This window comes from Pseudomonas sp. AP42 (genome assembly GCF_001728935.1).
Lineage (GTDB): Bacteria > Pseudomonadota > Gammaproteobacteria > Pseudomonadales > Pseudomonadaceae > Aquipseudomonas > Aquipseudomonas lactis.
On the sequence record NZ_LYSO01000065.1, the window covers coordinates 1 to 16,063 of the forward strand.

General features: G+C 58.7%; 14 protein-coding genes, 4 tRNA genes and 1 riboswitch. Of the genes, 4 read left to right on the forward strand and 14 right to left on the reverse strand.

Annotated elements, in window-relative coordinates; all coding sequences use genetic code 11:
• Nucleotides 1–250 precede the first annotated feature (250 nt).
• Nucleotides 251–327 (reverse strand) — tRNA-Arg (locus A7K61_RS20095).
• Nucleotides 328–649: 322 nt separating this feature from the next.
• Here A7K61_RS20095 and A7K61_RS20100 point away from each other — a divergent pair.
• The 3 genes from A7K61_RS20100 (at nucleotide 650) to A7K61_RS20105 (ending at nucleotide 1,789) form a co-directional block, all read left to right on the forward strand.
• Entirely contained in the window at nucleotides 650–877 is a 228-nt protein-coding gene (locus A7K61_RS20100) for a hypothetical protein (protein WP_014719587.1), read from the forward strand.
• A gap of 11 nt (nucleotides 878–888) precedes the next feature.
• Nucleotides 889–1,068, forward strand: coding sequence for a PA3371 family protein (locus tag A7K61_RS33840; RefSeq protein ID WP_003193590.1), 180 nt, complete (start codon nucleotides 889–891; stop codon nucleotides 1,066–1,068).
• Between the two features lie 394 nt (nucleotides 1,069–1,462).
• Nucleotides 1,463–1,789 carry an Arc family DNA-binding protein gene (locus A7K61_RS20105; protein WP_003193592.1) on the forward strand — a complete coding sequence of 109 codons (327 nt, stop codon included), beginning with the start codon at nucleotides 1,463–1,465 and terminating at the stop codon, nucleotides 1,787–1,789.
• Nucleotides 1,790–1,890: 101 nt separating this feature from the next.
• Here the strand turns inward: A7K61_RS20105 and mgtE are convergent, their stop codons facing one another.
• The 8 genes from mgtE to ltaE form a co-directional block, all read right to left on the reverse strand.
• Complete coding sequence (gene mgtE / locus A7K61_RS20110; RefSeq protein ID WP_003193593.1) at nucleotides 1,891–3,333, reverse strand: magnesium transporter; 1,443 nt, start codon at nucleotides 3,331–3,333, stop codon at nucleotides 1,891–1,893.
• A 348-nt stretch (nucleotides 3,334–3,681) separates the two neighbouring features.
• A tRNA-Arg gene (locus tag A7K61_RS20115) sits at nucleotides 3,682–3,758 on the reverse strand.
• Between the two features lie 72 nt (nucleotides 3,759–3,830).
• Nucleotides 3,831–3,907, reverse strand: a tRNA-Arg gene (locus A7K61_RS20120).
• A gap of 108 nt (nucleotides 3,908–4,015) precedes the next feature.
• Nucleotides 4,016–4,106 (reverse strand) — tRNA-Ser (locus tag A7K61_RS20125).
• Nucleotides 4,107–4,168: 62 nt separating this feature from the next.
• Entirely contained in the window at nucleotides 4,169–4,357 is a 189-nt protein-coding gene (gene csrA / locus A7K61_RS20130) for a carbon storage regulator CsrA (RefSeq protein ID WP_003175645.1), read from the reverse strand.
• Nucleotides 4,358–4,531: 174 nt separating this feature from the next.
• A complete protein-coding gene (locus A7K61_RS20135) occupies nucleotides 4,532–5,773 on the reverse strand; it encodes an aspartate kinase (RefSeq protein WP_003193595.1) in 1,242 nt (413 codons plus the stop codon).
• Between the two features lie 94 nt (nucleotides 5,774–5,867).
• Entirely contained in the window at nucleotides 5,868–8,486 is a 2,619-nt protein-coding gene (alaS, locus tag A7K61_RS20140; protein WP_069558210.1) for an alanine--tRNA ligase, read from the reverse strand.
• A 146-nt stretch (nucleotides 8,487–8,632) separates the two neighbouring features.
• Nucleotides 8,633–9,637 carry a low-specificity L-threonine aldolase gene (gene ltaE, locus A7K61_RS20145; RefSeq protein ID WP_044267667.1) on the reverse strand — a complete coding sequence of 335 codons (1,005 nt, stop codon included), beginning with the start codon at nucleotides 9,635–9,637 and terminating at the stop codon, nucleotides 8,633–8,635.
• Between the two features lie 190 nt (nucleotides 9,638–9,827).
• Nucleotides 9,828–9,997: riboswitch (FMN riboswitch) on the forward strand.
• A gap of 97 nt (nucleotides 9,998–10,094) precedes the next feature.
• On the opposite strand from ltaE, the gene A7K61_RS20150 reads away from it, so the two are divergent.
• On the forward strand, nucleotides 10,095–10,604 hold the full coding sequence (locus A7K61_RS20150; protein ID WP_003193604.1) for a 6,7-dimethyl-8-ribityllumazine synthase: 510 nt from the start codon (nucleotides 10,095–10,097) through the stop codon (nucleotides 10,602–10,604).
• Between the two features lie 116 nt (nucleotides 10,605–10,720).
• On the opposite strand, the gene astE is transcribed toward A7K61_RS20150, so the two are convergent.
• From astE to astA, 5 genes are all read right to left on the reverse strand, one after another.
• Entirely contained in the window at nucleotides 10,721–11,725 is a 1,005-nt protein-coding gene (gene astE / locus A7K61_RS20155; protein WP_069558211.1) for a succinylglutamate desuccinylase, read from the reverse strand.
• Nucleotides 11,726–11,736: 11 nt separating this feature from the next.
• Entirely contained in the window at nucleotides 11,737–12,024 is a 288-nt protein-coding gene (locus A7K61_RS20160) for a hypothetical protein (RefSeq protein WP_003175651.1), read from the reverse strand.
• A gap of 26 nt (nucleotides 12,025–12,050) precedes the next feature.
• Entirely contained in the window at nucleotides 12,051–13,397 is a 1,347-nt protein-coding gene (gene astB, locus A7K61_RS20165) for an N-succinylarginine dihydrolase (RefSeq protein WP_069558212.1), read from the reverse strand.
• A gap of 156 nt (nucleotides 13,398–13,553) precedes the next feature.
• The gene (gene astD, locus A7K61_RS20170; protein WP_171905484.1) at nucleotides 13,554–15,023 is read right to left on the reverse strand and encodes a succinylglutamate-semialdehyde dehydrogenase; all 1,470 of its coding nucleotides are present in this window, start codon (nucleotides 15,021–15,023) and stop codon (nucleotides 13,554–13,556) included.
• Entirely contained in the window at nucleotides 15,020–16,045 is a 1,026-nt protein-coding gene (gene astA, locus A7K61_RS20175; RefSeq protein WP_003193612.1) for an arginine N-succinyltransferase, read from the reverse strand. The genes astD and astA overlap by 4 nt, the downstream gene beginning before the upstream one ends.
• Between the last annotated feature and the right edge of the window lie 18 nt (nucleotides 16,046–16,063).

Below are 16,063 nucleotides of genomic sequence, written 5' to 3' on the forward strand. Positions count from 1 at the left end.
GGTTCACCATGAACGTCAACCCCCTTATCTTAAAAAAAGCGAAACACTTACTCGCCTATAAAAACCAGGGTGCCCCACCGCCTCTTCTATATAGAAGCAGCGCACAACCTAGGGACGTGAATTATTCCCACCCACACAAATGCATCTGGATCTCAACCGAAAGAAGCGCGGCTGGATCCCGCACAGGCGAGGAACGAGGATGACTGTTGTTGAGACCGGCGAATACCAGGAGGGGAAAGCTTTACAGAGATGGTGTCCCAGGGCCGGTTCGAACGGCCAACCTTCCCCTTAGGAGGGGGATGCTCTATCCAATTGAGCTACTGGGACAAATGCCACACTTACCCTGAAGGGCTAGCGACAGACGGCGTGCATCTTAACGGCCGAGGCTGGTTTTGTCATGTCGTCCGTTGGCATTTTGACTGTAGGCCAATCCTTGCGCGTACGTTCATCACCTCATCCAGCATGCCAAGACCTTCACCGTCATCGTGCAAATTGCACTGCGCCAATATGCCATCATTGCAAACTGCAACCCAGCGCCCTCAAAAAACAAACTTAACTCGTTGTTTTTATTGGAATAATAGATTGGCACGACATCTGCAAAGTCATAAACACAAAACCAATCGTTCCAGGCACCGTGGAGACTATGATGATGAACAGCGCCCTTCTACTAGCACTGAACGCTGTGGCACTGGCTACGGTGGTGACGTTTCATTTTCAGCCGACCAGTACTGAAGACGGCGCGCAAATCAGCCAAGCCATTCCCCACCATCTGCAACAGCGCCCTCAGTTGGCACTGATGACTGCAAACCCCCAGTCTCCCATCCGCCTGACCCAAGATACACAATCAGCGCCAGCGGCCGAGCATTGGGTTTTCTGAGAACACTATTCATGTCGAAATCTGCCTGGTTGTTTCTGTGCCTGACGCTCCTATCTGTTGCGCTAGGCCTGGGAGCTACGTCACAACAAACTCAAACCCTAGCCTTCGTCGCCAGCGCCGTGCTGGGCAGCCTACTGGTACTGACACTCATCAAGGGTCGCCGAATCAAATTCGATCCGCTCCTGCGCTAACCCCCTTCCCCATCTCCCTCCCCTACCTTATGTCGCCTGACACTCGTAAATAGGCGAACAGCTACTAACCTTAAGCTTGAGGGCAAAAGGCCATATCGCTATAGGACGGGCGCCCTTCAACCCGGATGCCGTGCAGGCTTGGGCGAAGATTGACGAGCTTCGCTGCACTCGCGGGATTTTTTCCAACCAGTCCGCAAAAACGCAAATCAGTGCTGGCATAAAGCCTGTAGGCGGTTCAATATTTGTCACAGAATTGACGCCAATGAAATGTCAAATCTGAGGCATGATGCGGCCTCTTTGCAATTCGGGTTGAACTTTGGTCGTGAGCCTTGTCTTAACACTCATCTTGCGGCCAATTCCAGAAACCGCTCCCCTGAACTAACCGGTTAAATATATGCGCCCATTGAAACAGGCAATTTATTCCAGCCGTACGGCTGACAAATTCGTCGTACGTCTGCCAGACGGAATGCGGGAACGCATTGCCGAGGTGGCTCGCAATCATCACCGCAGCATGAACTCCGAAATCATCGCACGCCTGGAACAAAGCCTTATTCAGGAAGGTGCCTTGGGTGAAGAGTTGAGCATGCGCCTGGACAGCCCCGAGCTGTCACTGCACGAACGCGAACTGCTGCAGCGTTTTCGTCAGCTCTCCCACCGCCAGCAAAATGCTCTCGTCTCGCTTATCGCGCATGACGTGGAGGCGGCCGCAGAAGCCAATTGATTGACACCTGAAAGCCGAAGCCAGCCATGTGCTGGCTTTTTTTTGCCTGGCATTTGGGAATAAGAAGCAAAGCGAGGGCAGGTTTGCCCCCGCTGGAAGGGTCAGAGCAGGAAGATCGTTGCCAGGCCCAGGAAGATGAAGAAGCCACCACTGTCAGTCATGGCCGTGATCATCACACTGGCCCCCATGGCGGGATCGCGACCTAGACGCGCCAAGGTCATAGGGATCAACACCCCCATCAAGGCCGCCAGCAACAGGTTAAGGGTCATGGCTGCAGTCATGACCACGCCCAGGGACCAACTACCGTAGAGCAAGTAGGCCACCACGCCAATCACGCCGCCCCACACCAATCCGTTTATGAGGCCTACCGCCAGTTCCTTGCGCAGCAGCCGTGAGGAATTGGCGGTACTGACCTGGTCCAGCGCCATGGCGCGCACGATCATGGTGATGGTCTGGTTCCCGGAGTTACCGCCAATGCCCGCCACAATCGGCATCAACGCCGCCAAGGCCACCAGTTTCTCGATGGAGCCTTCAAACAACCCGATCACGCGAGAAGCGATAAACGCGGTAATCAGATTGATAGCCAGCCAGGCCCAGCGGTTATGCAGTGAACGCCACACCGACGCAAAAATATCTTCCTCTTCACGCAAACCCGCCATGTTGAGGACTTCGGTTTCACTTTCCTCACGGATCAAGTCAACGATTTCATCGATGGTCAGACGACCGATCAACTTACCGTTCTTATCCACCACCGGCGCCGAGATCAAGTCGTAACGCTCGAATGCCTGGGCCGCGTCGTAGGCATCTTCGTCCGGATGGAAACTCACGGTATCGCTGGCCATCAGGTCAGCAACTTTCTTCTCCGGATCATTGACCAATAGGCGCTTGATCGGCAAAACGCCCTTGAGGATCCCCTCATAGTCGACCACAAACAGTTTGTCAGTGTGGCCGGGCAATTCTTTGAGACGGCGCAGGTAACGCAACACCACTTCAAGGCTGACGTCTTCGCGGATGGTGACCATCTCGAAGTCCATCAGGGCGCCGACCTGGTCCTCGTCGTACGACAGCGCAGAACGCACACGCTCACGCTGTTGCGTATCGAGCGCCTCCATCAACTCATGAACGACATCACGGGGCAGCTCAGGGGCCAGGTCAGCCAGTTCGTCCGCATCCATCTCCTTGGCGGCAGCCAGGAGTTCGTGGTCATCCATGTCGGCGATGAGCGTCTCACGCACCGAGTCCGACACTTCCAGCAGGATGTCACCGTCGCGATCAGCCTTGACCAACTGCCACAGGGTCAGTCGATCATCCAGCGGCAAGGCTTCAAGAATATAGGCAACGTCGGCGGAGTGCAGGTCATCGAGCTTGCGTTGCAACTCGACGAGGTTTTGCCGGTGAACCAGGTTTTCGACGCGGTCGTGGTTCGGACCTTCCTGGCGGTGCGTGAGGTCTTCGACCACGCGCTGGCGCTGCAGCAGCTCGATAACTTGAGCCAGACGATCCTGCAGGCTTTCTTGTGTTTTCTTTACTTCTACTTCGGTCATAGGCGAACTCCACTCCCAGCAGCGGGGCACGCCGGAAGGATCAATCAGTCAATTCATGATTGGTAAAACGGGGTACTGAGTAACTACTGGGTAAGTCCATGGAGGTATTCCACAAGCCCCGGCGGGGCTGACGGGCGCATGATACACCGCCCGGACGTTTTAAACGTTAAAAAACTGGAAAGAACAAGCGCTTGCACGCTAAAGCTCAGTATTGGCTGCATCTATGAACTGCGACGACGCAGGCGCGAGGGAAAACACATGAGGAGGGAGAAAAAGGAGAACACCGGATAAAAGCTACACAAACCCCAGACGGCAAAAAGCCCGCACTAGGCGGGCTTTTTGTTTGTATGGTGCACTCGACAGGATTCGAACCTGTGACCGCTCGGTTCGTAGCCGAGTACTCTATCCAGCTGAGCTACGAGTGCAGATTGTGTTTTTAGACCAGATCACAACTGGTTGAAGCCAAGCTACCTGCATCGCTGCAACTAACTCTTAAATGGTGCACTCGACAGGATTCGAACCTGTGACCGCTCGGTTCGTAGCCGAGTACTCTATCCAGCTGAGCTACGAGTGCATTTGTTGCCGCGCATTATAGGCCGTTCAATCTCTATGTAAAGCTATTTTTTCGAGTATTTTCAACAACTTACCGAAAAAACCAGATTGCAACGTACTAAGCAAATAATGGCGGAGAACGGGGGATTCGAACCCCCGACACCCTTTTGAGGTGTACTCCCTTAGCAGGGGAGCGCCTTCGGCCACTCGGCCAGCTCTCCGCAACACGGGGCGTATATTAACCACGTTCCTCCCCGTTTGCAAACATAAAAAACGATAAAAATTAAAGGCTTGGTTCTTCGTCCTTCTCTTTCTTGATCCGCAGGTAGATTTCCTCGCGGTGGACCGCCACCTCTTTCGGAGCATTAACCCCAATACGTACTTGATTACCTTTGACGCCGAGCACGGTCACGGTGATTTCGCCATCACCGATAATCAGGCTTTCTGCGCAACGACGAGTCAGAATCAGCATACCTTTCACCTCACGCATTTCAGTTCAGGAACAACAGTCTGCAAAAAAAAAGCATTCAACCTACAACCAAAAGGTCGTAGCCCTACTCGCTAAGTATTGTCGAGCCCATGCAAAAGACCATGTACCCCACAAAAAAATGAAAGGCGCGGTAAACCGCGCCTTCCTGGCAACGCATCACTCGCCCTGTCGGGCCGGAGCATCCAGCTCAAAAGCGGTATGCAGCGCGCGTACAGCCAGTTCCAGGTACTTCTCTTCGAGCACTACCGAGACTTTGATTTCCGAGGTGGAAATCATCTGGATGTTGATACCTTCCTTGGCAAGGGCCCCGAACATACGGCTGGCAACGCCAGCATGGGAGCGCATGCCCACCCCTACGATCGACACCTTGGCAATCTTGGTATCGCCGACCACTTCACGGGCGCCAATCTCGCTCGCCGTGTTCTGCAGGATTTTCAATGCCGCATCGTATTCGTTGCGGTGCACAGTGAAGGTGAAATCGGTGGTGTTATCGTGCGAAACGTTCTGCACGATCATGTCGACTTCAACATTCGCATCGCTGACAGGGCCCAGAATCTTGAAAGCCACGCCCGGGGTGTCTGGCACGCCACGGATCGTCAGCTTGGCTTCATCGCGATTGAAAGCGATGCCGGAAATGATCGGCTGTTCCATGGATTCCTCTTCATCAATAGTAATGAGGGTGCCCGGACCCTCCTTGAAGCTGTGCAATACGCGCAGCGGAACGTTGTACTTGCCGGCGAACTCCACCGCGCGAATCTGCAACACCTTGGAACCAAGGCTGGCCATTTCCAGCATTTCTTCAAAGGTGATCTTGTCCAGGCGCTGGGCCACTGGCACGACGCGTGGGTCAGTGGTGTAGACGCCATCCACATCGGTATAGATCTGGCATTCGTCAGCCTTGAGCGCTGCTGCCAGGGCCACACCGGTGGTGTCCGAACCGCCACGACCGAGCGTGGTGATGTTGCCGTGTTCATCCACGCCCTGGAAACCCGCTACAACTACCACGCGCCCTGCTTTCAGATCAGTACGAATTTTCTGATCATCAATTTGCAGGATCCGCGCCTTGGTATGTGCGCTGTCTGTAAGAATGCGCACTTGGCTACCCGTGTAGGACACCGCTGGCACGCCACGCTTGTTCAGCGCCATGGCCAACAGCGCAATGGTCACCTGCTCGCCCGTGGAGACGATCACATCCAGCTCACGCGGCAGCGGCTGTTGATCACCACTGATGGCCTTGGCCAGATCGATCAGGCGATTGGTCTCGCCACTCATGGCCGACAGCACCACTACCAGGTCATCACCGGCATCGCGGAACTTCTTAACCTTGTCGGCGACCTGCTCGATTCTTTCGACAGAACCGACCGAGGTGCCTCCAAATTTCTGTACGATCAAAGCCATTTCCAAGCCGCCTCAGCCCGTAAAGGGGCGCCTAATATCAATCCACCCGCACTGAACAAGCCCGTGACTAGACCACGGGCCGGTTAACAGTGCCTTAAATACCTGCCTCGACAAATGGCACGGTCAAGGCCAGCGCCGCGTCCAGAGCTGCGGCATCGACACCACCGCCTTGCGCCATGTCCGGACGACCACCGCCCTTGCCGCCCACTGTCGCAGCGGCTTGCTTCATCAAATCACCGGCTTTGAGTTGGCCAGTCAGGTCCTTGGTTACACCAGCAACCAGAACGACCTTATCCTCATGGACACTGCCGAGCAGGATCACTGCGCGGCCGAGCTTGTTCTTCAACTGATCGACCAAGGCCAACAACGCCTTGCCGTCCTGACCATCCAGGCGCGCCGCCAGAACTTTTACATCCTTGACGTCAACCGCCGAGGCTGACAGATCATCGCCCGCAGCGCTTGCCGCCTTGGCCTGCAACTGCTCCAGCTGTTTTTCCAGCGCACGGTTACGCTCCAGCACGGCAGACAGTTTGTCGATCAGATTGTCACGGCTGCCCTTGACCAGGCCGGCCGCTTCCTTGAGTTGTTCTTCGGCTGCATTGAGGTAAGCCAGGGCCGCAGCACCGGTCACCGCTTCAATACGACGCACACCCGAGGCCACACCGCCTTCGCTGATGATCTTCAGCAGGCCGATATCGCCGGTACGGTTGGCGTGGATACCACCACAGAGTTCTACCGAGAAGCTGCCGCCCATGCTCAGCACGCGGACTTCGTCGCCGTACTTCTCGCCAAACAGCGCCATGGCGCCTTTGTTCCTGGCGGTCTCGATATCGGTTTCTTCGGTTTCAACCGGGGTGTTCTTGCGAATCTCGGCGTTGACGATGTCTTCCAGTGCCTTGATCTGCTCAGGCTTGATCGCTTCAAAGTGGCTGAAGTCAAAGCGCAGGCGCTGGCTGTCCACCAACGAACCTTTTTGCTGCACGTGCTCGCCCAGTACCTGGCGCAACGCGGCATGCAGCAAGTGAGTGGCCGAGTGATTCAACGCCGTGGCATGCCGCACGTCGGCATCGACCTGGGTGTCTACCGGCGCGCCCACGGTCAAGTTGCCCAGCACCAGCACACCGTGATGCAGGAACGCGCCGCCGGTCTTGGTGGTGTCGCGCACGTCAAAACGACCGGATGTCGAGCTCAGGAAACCGCAATCGCCAATCTGGCCACCCGACTCGGCATAGAACGGCGTCTGGTCCAGCACCACAACCGCCTCTTCGCCTTCGCTCAATACGTCGACCGACTTGCCGTCTTTATAGATGGCGACGATCTTGGCCGAGCCCGCAGTGGACTTGTAGCCGGTGAACTCGGTCGGTACGTCGACCTTGACCAGGGTGTTGTAGTCCAGGCCAAAGGAGCTGGCGGAACGCGCACGCACGCGCTGGGCTTCCATTTCACGCTCAAAACCGGCTTCGTCGACGGTCAACTCACGCTCGCGGGCGATGTCGGCGGTCAGGTCCATCGGGAAACCATAGGTGTCGTACAGCTTGAACACGACATCACCCGGCACCACGGTGCCTTTGAGCTCAGCCAGGTCCTGTTCGAGAATCTTCAGGCCGTGCTCCAGGGTCTTGGAGAATTGCTCTTCTTCAGCCTTGAGCACCCGCTCGATGTTGCTTTGCTGTTGCTTGAGTTCCGGGAAGGCATCGCCCATCTCGGCAACCAGCGCGGCCACGATCTTGTAGAAGAAGCTGCCGGTAGCGCCCAGCTTGTTACCGTGACGGCACGCGCGACGGATGATGCGACGCAGCACGTAGCCACGGCCTTCGTTGGACGGCAGCACGCCGTCGGCAATCAGGAAACCGCAGGAACGGATGTGGTCCGACACCACCTTGAGCGAAGACTGGCCTTCATTGGCGCAGCCAATGGCCGCCGCCGAAGCGCTCAGCAGGTTGGTGAACAGGTCGATTTCGTAGTTGGAGTGAACGTGCTGCATCACCGCACTGATCCGCTCCAGGCCCATACCGGTGTCCACCGACGGTGCCGGCAGCGGATGCAACACACCGTCGGCGGTGCGGTTGAACTGCATGAACACGTTGTTCCAGATCTCGATGTAACGGTCGCCGTCTTCTTCTGGCGAGCCAGGCGGACCGCCCCAGATATCGGCGCCGTGATCGTAGAAAATCTCGGTGCACGGGCCGCAAGGGCCGGTATCGCCCATGGTCCAGAAGTTATCGGAGGCGTAAGGCGCGCCTTTGTTGTCGCCGATACGGATCATGCGTTCGGCAGGTACACCGATTTGCTGGGTCCAGATGTCATACGCTTCGTCGTCCGTCGCGTACACGGTGACCCAGAGTTTTTCCTTGGGCAGCTTCAGCACGCCGGTGAGGAAGGTCCAGGCGAAGGTGATCGCGTCTTTCTTGAAATAGTCGCCGAAGCTGAAGTTACCCAGCATCTCGAAAAAGGTGTGGTGACGGGCGGTATAGCCGACGTTTTCCAGGTCGCTGTTCTTGCCGCCGGCGCGTACGCACTTCTGGCTGCTGGTGGCGCGGGTGTAGGCGCGCTTTTCCTGGCCCAGGAAGCAGTCCTTGAACTGGTTCATCCCCGCGTTAGTGAACAGCAGGGTTGGGTCATTGCCTGGGATCAAGGAGCTTGAGGCTACACGGGTGTGACCTTGCTCTTCGAAGAAGCGAAGGAAGGCTTCACGGATTTCTGCGCTTTTCATTAGGTTCTTCCACGGAGGCTGCGGCCAAAGGCCAGTGCGCAACATCATCAGACGGAGCGACGGCAAAGGGCCGCATTATATCGGCCCTTTGCCGGTGGTACAGCGTGTTTATGTGATAGAAACAGTCAATTAGACGGCCTGCACTGTCATTTCTGCGAAAACGCGACGAATGTCTGCAGCACTTGCTCGATCTGCGCCCGGCTCACATCCAGATGGGTGACCATGCGCAGGCGCGGCGCAGCGCTCAACTTGACCCCACGCTCAGCCGCAAAGGCCTTCAGCGCCTGCGCCTGATCGCCTACCTGCACATACACCATATTGGTCTGCACCGGCTCGACGCTGTAGCCGGCCTTGCGTAACTCATCGCCCAGCCATTGGGCGTTGGCATGGTCGTCAGCCAGGCGCTGTACCTGGTGGTCAAGGGCATACAGCCCCGCCGCCGCCAGGGAGCCGGCCTGGCGCATGCCGCCGCCGACCATCTTGCGCAGTCGCCGTGCCTTGGCGATCAGTGCCGCGCAGCCGCACAACACCGAGCCGACCGGCGCGCCGAGGCCCTTGGACAGGCACACCGACACCGAATCGAAATGCTGGGCGATTTCTCGCGCATCCACCCCCAGTTTGACCGCCGCGTTGTAGAGGCGCGCGCCATCCAGGTGCAGGGCCAGGCCATGCTCGTGGGTAAATGCACGGGCCTTGGCCAGGTAATCCAGCGGCAGCACTTTGCCCTGCATGGTGTTTTCCAGTGCCAGCAGGCGTGTGCGGGCGAAGTGGAAGTCGTCGGGCTTGATGGCTTCAAGCACCTGGTTCAGATCAAGGGAGCCATCAGCTTGGACTTCCAGGGGCTGCGGCTGGATCGACCCCAGCACCGCCGCGCCGCCGCCTTCGTATTTGTAGGTGTGGGCCTGCTGGCCGACGATGTATTCCTCGCCGCGCTCACAGTGAGCCATCAACGCCAGCAGGTTGCTCATGGTGCCGGTGGGTACGAACAGCGCCGCGGCAAAGCCCAGGCGCTGGGCCAGTTCGGCCTCCAGGCGGTTGACGCTGGGGTCTTCACCGTAGACATCGTCGCCACTGACGGCGCTGGCCATCGCGTCGAGCATGCCGGGGGTGGGTTGGGTCACGGTGTCGCTGCGCAGGTCGATCACGGTCATCAAGGGGGCCTCTAACGGAATGGATAAGTCCTTTTGTGTGTGATTACTGCGGGCAAAGCCACGGAATATCAAGCCCCGATTACATTCAATCGAATACCAACCAAACAAACCGATATAAGTTATCGAGACGGCAACCGTGCAGTTTTTGAAAAACCATGTTAAAAACTCTGCGCCGCCAGGGTTCTGGTGGCAACGTTCTCAGGGCGGGGTGCAATTCCCCACCGGCGGTAATTGCACGCAATGTGCATAGCCCGCGAGCGCTTGGCGCCTCGAACTGCTCAGGCAGGACGGCGACAAGGTCAGCAGACCCGGTGTGATCCCGGGGCCGACGGTCATAGTCCGGATGAAGAGAGAACGGGATTGGCACCTAAGGGCCGCGCGCCTGTTTGCGCATGCGTACCCTTAAATCCCATTCGATTCATAACGCCCTGTTTTTTTCTTAAACAGGAGTCAGAACATGCAACCCACCGCAATCGACAGCAAAAGCAAAAACCATCACGGCGAGCGCGTCGCGTTTATCCAGGCCTGCTGGCACAAGGATATTGTCGACCAATCGCGCAAAGGCTTCCTCGCCGAAATGATCGCCCAGGGTTATCAGGAATCGGACATCGACTTCTTCGAAGTCGGCGGCGCCTTTGAAATGCCCCTGCACGCCAAGCTGCTGGCCAAGACCGGCCGTTACGCCGGCATCGTCGCTGCCGCGCTGGTGGTGGACGGTGGCATCTACCGCCACGAATTCGTCGCGCAATCGGTGGTCAGCGGCCTGATGCAGGTGCAGCTGGAAACTGAAGTGCCGGTGTTCTCGGTGTCCCTGACGCCGCATCACTTCCACGCCGGCAGCGAGCACACCACGTTCTTCTACGAGCACTTCGTGCACAAGGGCCAGGAAGCGGCGCGCACCTGCGCCGATACGCTGCACAAGGTGCGCGCGATCCGTCGTAGCGAGCCGCGTGCGGTAGCGGTCTAAACCCAGTGTGGGAGCTGGCTTGCCTGCGATGCAGACACCTGGGTGTATCAGTGATACCCAGGTGATGCTATCGCAGGCAAGCCAGCTCCCACATTTGATTGAGCCAGCCTCGGCCCTTAGGCCAGGCCGGCATCCGTGGTGGGCACGATCAATATCCCGGCGCGCAAGCCGTTCTTCACCTTAGGGTTGGGGAAGATGATGCGGGCGCCCTCCTCCTCGATCACCCAGCGGGTCTTGGCCACGTCTTCGGCCAGCAGGTAGCCCTTTTCCAATTCCGAAAAGTTTTCCACATCTGCGGGCAGGTGCATCAGGAAGGCGTCGCTGTGCTTGATCACTTCTCGCGCAACGGCGAAGAGTTGCAGGCCGTCGAGGCTATCGGTCTCAGGCTCGTTGCCCTCGATGATCTGCTTCAGACGCGCTTCCAGGCGCGACACGTCCACACCGTCGTTCTGTCCAAACGGCCGCGCCTTGCCCAACTCCAGGGTGAACGCCTCGGCGCCGAGTTGCTCGTAGGTAAACGCGGTGAAGGTAATCGAGGTTTTGTTCTGCAACAGCACCGCCTGCATGCCGGCAGCGTTCAAGCGCTCCAGCTCACGGCGCGAATGCTGTCGATCTTCCTTCCACGGGTACAACGCGAACTGCTCGATTTTCGAACCACGAATCGCGGTATGCAGGTCGTAATGCAGGCGCGAGCGGCCAGGCTGGTTGAAAAAGCTGCGGGCCAATTGCTCAAGCTCAGCGGCGCGCATCGCTTCGGGGCCGATGTTTTGTTCATGACGGCCGTTGAACAGCCGGTTGACGTCCAGTTCGAGGTAACGCTCACCGCGGCGCATGGCCTCGGTATTGCCGAACAGGAACAGAATACGGGTGCGGGGCTTGATCTCCCCGCGGGCGATGCCATGCAACAGGCGGTCGAGCAGTTCGATCGGCGCGGTTTCGTTGCCATGGATGCCGGACGACAGCAGCAAGTCGCTGCCGTTGTCCAAAGCTTCAGGAGGACGCACTTCAAGCGCGCCTTCGCTGAGCCAGCGCATCTGCACGCCGTCGACAGTCAGTTGAATTTTTTGCGCCGGTTCACGACCGGCGAGGGTCAGTTCAAGCAGTTTGCCGAGGGCGAGCATAAGCAGCTTCCTTAGTGGTTGCAGCCTGGGCCGTGGACGTGATCGTCGTCGTCACCTTCAACGTCGGCCGGTTCCATTTCCAGTTGCAGGCTCATCAGGTTGGTGGCCAATGGGCGCATCAGCAGGTTGGCGTACTCGGCGTCGCCTTCTTCTACGTCCACGCCAATCAGCAGTTGGCCGCGGCCATCGTGCTGGATCCAGATCTCCTTGCCCTGCCAGACCACGGCGACGCGGGTGCAGGAGGTTTCCAGCTGGGTGCCGTCGGTGTCTTCAAGGATGAGTTTCAGGGTGTCGGTCATAAATAAAATATCTCAGCCGTGTGGCATTAATTGATCTGGAAAGGATAAACCGAGCCCAGTTTAAGGATTTGCGTCAGTTCATCCAGTGCCGTCCGGCACTCAAGCAGCAACTGCGGGTCAGCCAGGTCGGTTTCGCGCAGGCTGTCACGGTAGTGCTTGCCCACCCACTGGGTCAGGGTTTCGTACAACGGCGCGGTCATGATAACCCCTGGGTTCACGGCCGCCAGCTCGGTTTCGTTCAACGCCACGCGCAGGCGCAGGCACGCCGGCCCGCCGCCGTTCTGCATGCTTTGCTTGAGGTCGAAGACCTTGACCTCGCGAATCAGCCCGCCGGAAGCGGTCAGGCCTTGCAGGTACTGCCATACGCGCTCATTGGCGCGGCACTCTTCCGGCACGATCAGCAGCATCGAACCGTCAGGCCGAGTCAGCAACTGGCTGTTGAACAGGTAGGAACGCACCGCGTCCTCGACACTGACCAACGCGCGAGGCACACACACCGACTGGAAGTTGCCGCCCAACTTGCCCAACTTGCCGTGCAGTTCGGCGAGCATCTGTTCAGTGTTGAGGAACGCATCCTCGTGATAGAACAGCACTTCGCCGTTGCCCACCGCGATCACATCGTTGTGGAACACACCCGCATCGATCACCGCCGGGTTCTGCTGGGCGTAGACCACACCGTCATCCTTCAAGCCATGCAGGCGCGCAACGGCCTGGGAGGCTTCCAGGGTCTGGCGCGCCGGGTACTTCTGCGGGGCCGGGTAACGGGGGTCGAAAGCACTGCGGCCGAAGACGAAAAACTCCACGCCCGCCTCACCGTACTCACGGCAGAAACGCGTGTGGTTGGCTGCGCCTTCATCGCCAAACTGCGCCACGGCCGGCAAGGCGGCGTGGTGGGCGAAATGCTTGCCATCGGCGAACATCGCCCCCAGCACACGGCTGGTGGTGGGGTGTTCGATGCTGCGGTGGTATTTGCAATTGAGGTTGGCGGCAGTGAAATGCACGCGGCCGTCTGCGGTGTCGGCGCTTGGGCTGACGGTGGCGGCGTTGGCTACCCACATGCTGGATGCCGAGCAGCTCGCTACCAGCAAAGGCATGGCCTGCTTGGCAGCCTGCTCGATCACCTGGGCGTCGGCGCCGCTGAAACCCAAGCTGCGCAAGGCGGCCACATCCGGGCGTTCCTGGGGCGCCAATACACCTTGCACAAAGCCCATGTCCATCAGGGCTTTCATTTTCTGCAGGCCCTGCAACGCCGCTTCCTTCGGGTTGGAAGACTGCTGGCTATTGCTTTGGGACGCGACGTTGCCGAAGGACAAACCGCCGTAGTTATGGGTCGGCCCCACTAGACCGTCAAAATTGACTTCACAGGATTTCATCGGCGAGGCTCCACGAACATCTGTTTTTATAGGCATCAAATCACTTGAATACACCACAGATCCATTGTGGGAGCGGGCTTGCTAGCGAATGCGGTATGTCATTCATCATCTGAAGTGACTGAACCACCGCTTTCGCGAGCAAGCCCGCTCCCACATTTAGATCAGCGTTATACCTGGCGTGAGCGTTGCCGGGACTATCAGGCTTGGCGTCTCCAGCGACGCCACCGGGTACGCGCAATAATCCGCCGCGTAATAGGCGCTGGCGCGATGATTGCCCGACGCCCCGACACCACCGAACGGTGCGGTACTGGCGGCGCCGGTCAACTGCTTGTTCCAGTTGACGATACCGGCGCGGCTTTCCAGCCAGAACTGCTGGTAACGCGCTTCGGAGTCCGACAACAGGCCAGCGGCCAGGCCGTACTGGGTGTTGTTGGCCTCAGCGATGGCACCGGCAAAATCCGCGTAGCGGATCACCTGCAGCAGCGGGCCAAACAGCTCTTCGTCTTCACGTTCCGTCACAGCGGTCACGTCGATGATGCCAGGGGTCAGCAACGCGGCCTGAGCCTGAGGTTGGGTCATCTCCAGCAGCGCCACGGCGCCATTGGCCAACATCAGTTCCTGGGCTTGCATCAACGCTTTGGCCGCAGCAAGTGAAATCACCGAGCCCATGAACGGCGCCGGTTGCTGGTCGAAAGCACCTACTTCAATGCTCGCACTCACCGCCACCAGGCGCGCCAGCAAGGCATCGCCCCAGGCACCTTCAGGCACCAGCAAGCGGCGGGCACAGGTGCAACGCTGGCCTGCCGAGATAAACGCCGACTGGATGATGGTGTACACCGCCGCATCCACGTCGGCGACTTCGTCCACGACCAGCGGGTTATTACCGCCCATTTCCAGGGCCAGGATCTTGTCCGGGCGCCCGGAGAACTGCTGGTGCAAGTGGTTGCCGGTGCGGCTGGAACCGGTGAAGAACAGGCCGTCGATGCCTGGGTTGGCCGCCAGGGCGATGCCGGTTTCCCGCGCGCCTTGCAGCAGGTTCAGCACGCCCGCCGGCAAACCGGCTTCGACCCAGCACTGTACGGTCAGCTCGGCGACCTTGGGAGTCAGTTCGCTCGGCTTGAACAGCACGGTATTACCCGCCAGCAACGCCGGGACGATGTGCCCATTGGGCAAGTGCCCAGGGAAATTGTAAGGGCCGAACACCGCCACCACACCGTGGGGTTTGTGGCGCAACACAGCGGTGGCGTCGCCCAGGGGGCCGCTCTTCTCGCCGGTACGTTCGCGGTAGCTTTGCGCCGAGATCGCAATCTTGTTGGCCATGCTGGTGACTTCGGTGGCTGATTCCCACAATGGCTTACCGGTCTCTTCGCCAATGCAGCGGGCGATTTCGTCGGCACGGCTTTTAAGCGTGGCGGCGAAGGTTTCCAGCACGCTGATGCGTTCTTCGAGCGAGCGCTTGGCCCATGCCGGGAATGCCTGGCGCGCAGCCTGCACGGCGGATTCGACCTGTTCGGCGCTGGCCCCATTGCCGGCCCACAGCACTTGCTGGGTCACCGGGTTGCGCGATTCAAACAGTTCACCCTGGCCAGCCAGCCAGCTACCTGCGATATACAGCGAATTCATTATTTCGACTCCCGAGCAGCAGACAACGCAACAGCACGCACTTGATCACCCACCACCAGTTGCAGGCGCTTGGCGGTCTGCGGATCGACCACCAGGGTGCCTGCCGCCAGCCGGGCCGGAGCGGCGGTGATACGGCACTCCTCGCGCTTGCGGTTATGAATCAGGAACGGCGTGGCGTCGTCCCCCGGTGTGCCGATGGCCAACACCAGTGACTGGCTGTCGCGCACCGCACGAATCTTGCTGGTTTCACATTCCACCGCCGGGCCAGCGTCGAAAATATCCACATAGCCTTGGTAGCTGAAGCCTTCGCTCTTGAGCATGCTCAGGGCCGGCTCGGTGTCCGGGTGGACCTTGCCGATCACATTGCGTGCGTCTTCGGAGAGGAAGCAGCTGTACAGCGGAAACTTGGGCATCAGCTCAGCGATAAACGCCTTGTTGCCCACGCCGGTGAGGTAGTCGGCCTGGCTGAACTCCATCTTGAAGAAGTGCCGGCCCAGGCTTTCCCAGAACGGCGAACGCCCGGCGTCGTTGGACACACCGCGCATCTCGGCAATGATCTTGTTGCCGAACAGTTGCGGGAACTCGGCGATAAACAACATGCGCGCCTTGGCCAGCATGCGACCGTTGAGGCCGTTGCGGTAATCGGCGTGCAAAAACAACGAGCACAACTCGGAATTACCAGTGAGGTCGTTAGCCAGGAACAGCGTCGGAATCTCACGGTAGATATTCAGTTCCTGGGACGCACTGACGGTCAGCCCCACCCGGAAGTTGTACCACGGCTCGCGCAGGCCGACGGCGCCAGCAATGGCGGAAATTCCCACCACGCGGCCTTCGTCGTTTTCCAGCACGAACAGGTAGTCGGCATCGCCGCGCCCGGCTTCGCCGCGAAAGGTTTTTTCCGCCCAGCCCACCCGGTGGGTCAGGCGCTCTTCGTTGGCCGGCAAGGTGGTAAGGCCGGTGCCAGTGCTGCGCGCCAGATCAATCAGGGCCGGTAAATCGCTGCTGCGTACGGGACGAACGATCATGCTATCTCCTCGAACGGG

What these genes read in the sequence shown, in the direction of transcription:
- A7K61_RS20100 (WP_014719587.1), top strand. Translation starts at nt 650, where the DNA reads ATGAACAGCGCCCTTCTACTAGCACTGAACGCTGTGGCACTGGCTACG.
- A7K61_RS33840 (WP_003193590.1), top strand. Translation starts at nt 889, where the DNA reads ATGTCGAAATCTGCCTGGTTGTTTCTGTGCCTGACGCTCCTATCTGTT.
- A7K61_RS20105 (WP_003193592.1), top strand. Translation starts at nt 1,463, where the DNA reads ATGCGCCCATTGAAACAGGCAATTTATTCCAGCCGTACGGCTGACAAA.
- mgtE (WP_003193593.1), bottom strand. Translation starts at nt 3,333, where the DNA reads ATGACCGAAGTAGAAGTAAAGAAAACACAAGAAAGCCTGCAGGATCGT.
- csrA (WP_003175645.1), bottom strand. Translation starts at nt 4,357, where the DNA reads ATGCTGATTCTGACTCGTCGTTGCGCAGAAAGCCTGATTATCGGTGAT.
- A7K61_RS20135 (WP_003193595.1), bottom strand. Translation starts at nt 5,773, where the DNA reads ATGGCTTTGATCGTACAGAAATTTGGAGGCACCTCGGTCGGTTCTGTC.
- alaS (WP_069558210.1), bottom strand. Translation starts at nt 8,486, where the DNA reads ATGAAAAGCGCAGAAATCCGTGAAGCCTTCCTTCGCTTCTTCGAAGAG.
- ltaE (WP_044267667.1), bottom strand. Translation starts at nt 9,637, where the DNA reads ATGACCGTGATCGACCTGCGCAGCGACACCGTGACCCAACCCACCCCC.
- A7K61_RS20150 (WP_003193604.1), top strand. Translation starts at nt 10,095, where the DNA reads ATGCAACCCACCGCAATCGACAGCAAAAGCAAAAACCATCACGGCGAG.
- astE (WP_069558211.1), bottom strand. Translation starts at nt 11,725, where the DNA reads ATGCTCGCCCTCGGCAAACTGCTTGAACTGACCCTCGCCGGTCGTGAA.
- A7K61_RS20160 (WP_003175651.1), bottom strand. Translation starts at nt 12,024, where the DNA reads ATGACCGACACCCTGAAACTCATCCTTGAAGACACCGACGGCACCCAG.
- astB (WP_069558212.1), bottom strand. Translation starts at nt 13,397, where the DNA reads ATGAAATCCTGTGAAGTCAATTTTGACGGTCTAGTGGGGCCGACCCAT.
- astA (WP_003193612.1), bottom strand. Translation starts at nt 16,045, where the DNA reads ATGATCGTTCGTCCCGTACGCAGCAGCGATTTACCGGCCCTGATTGAT.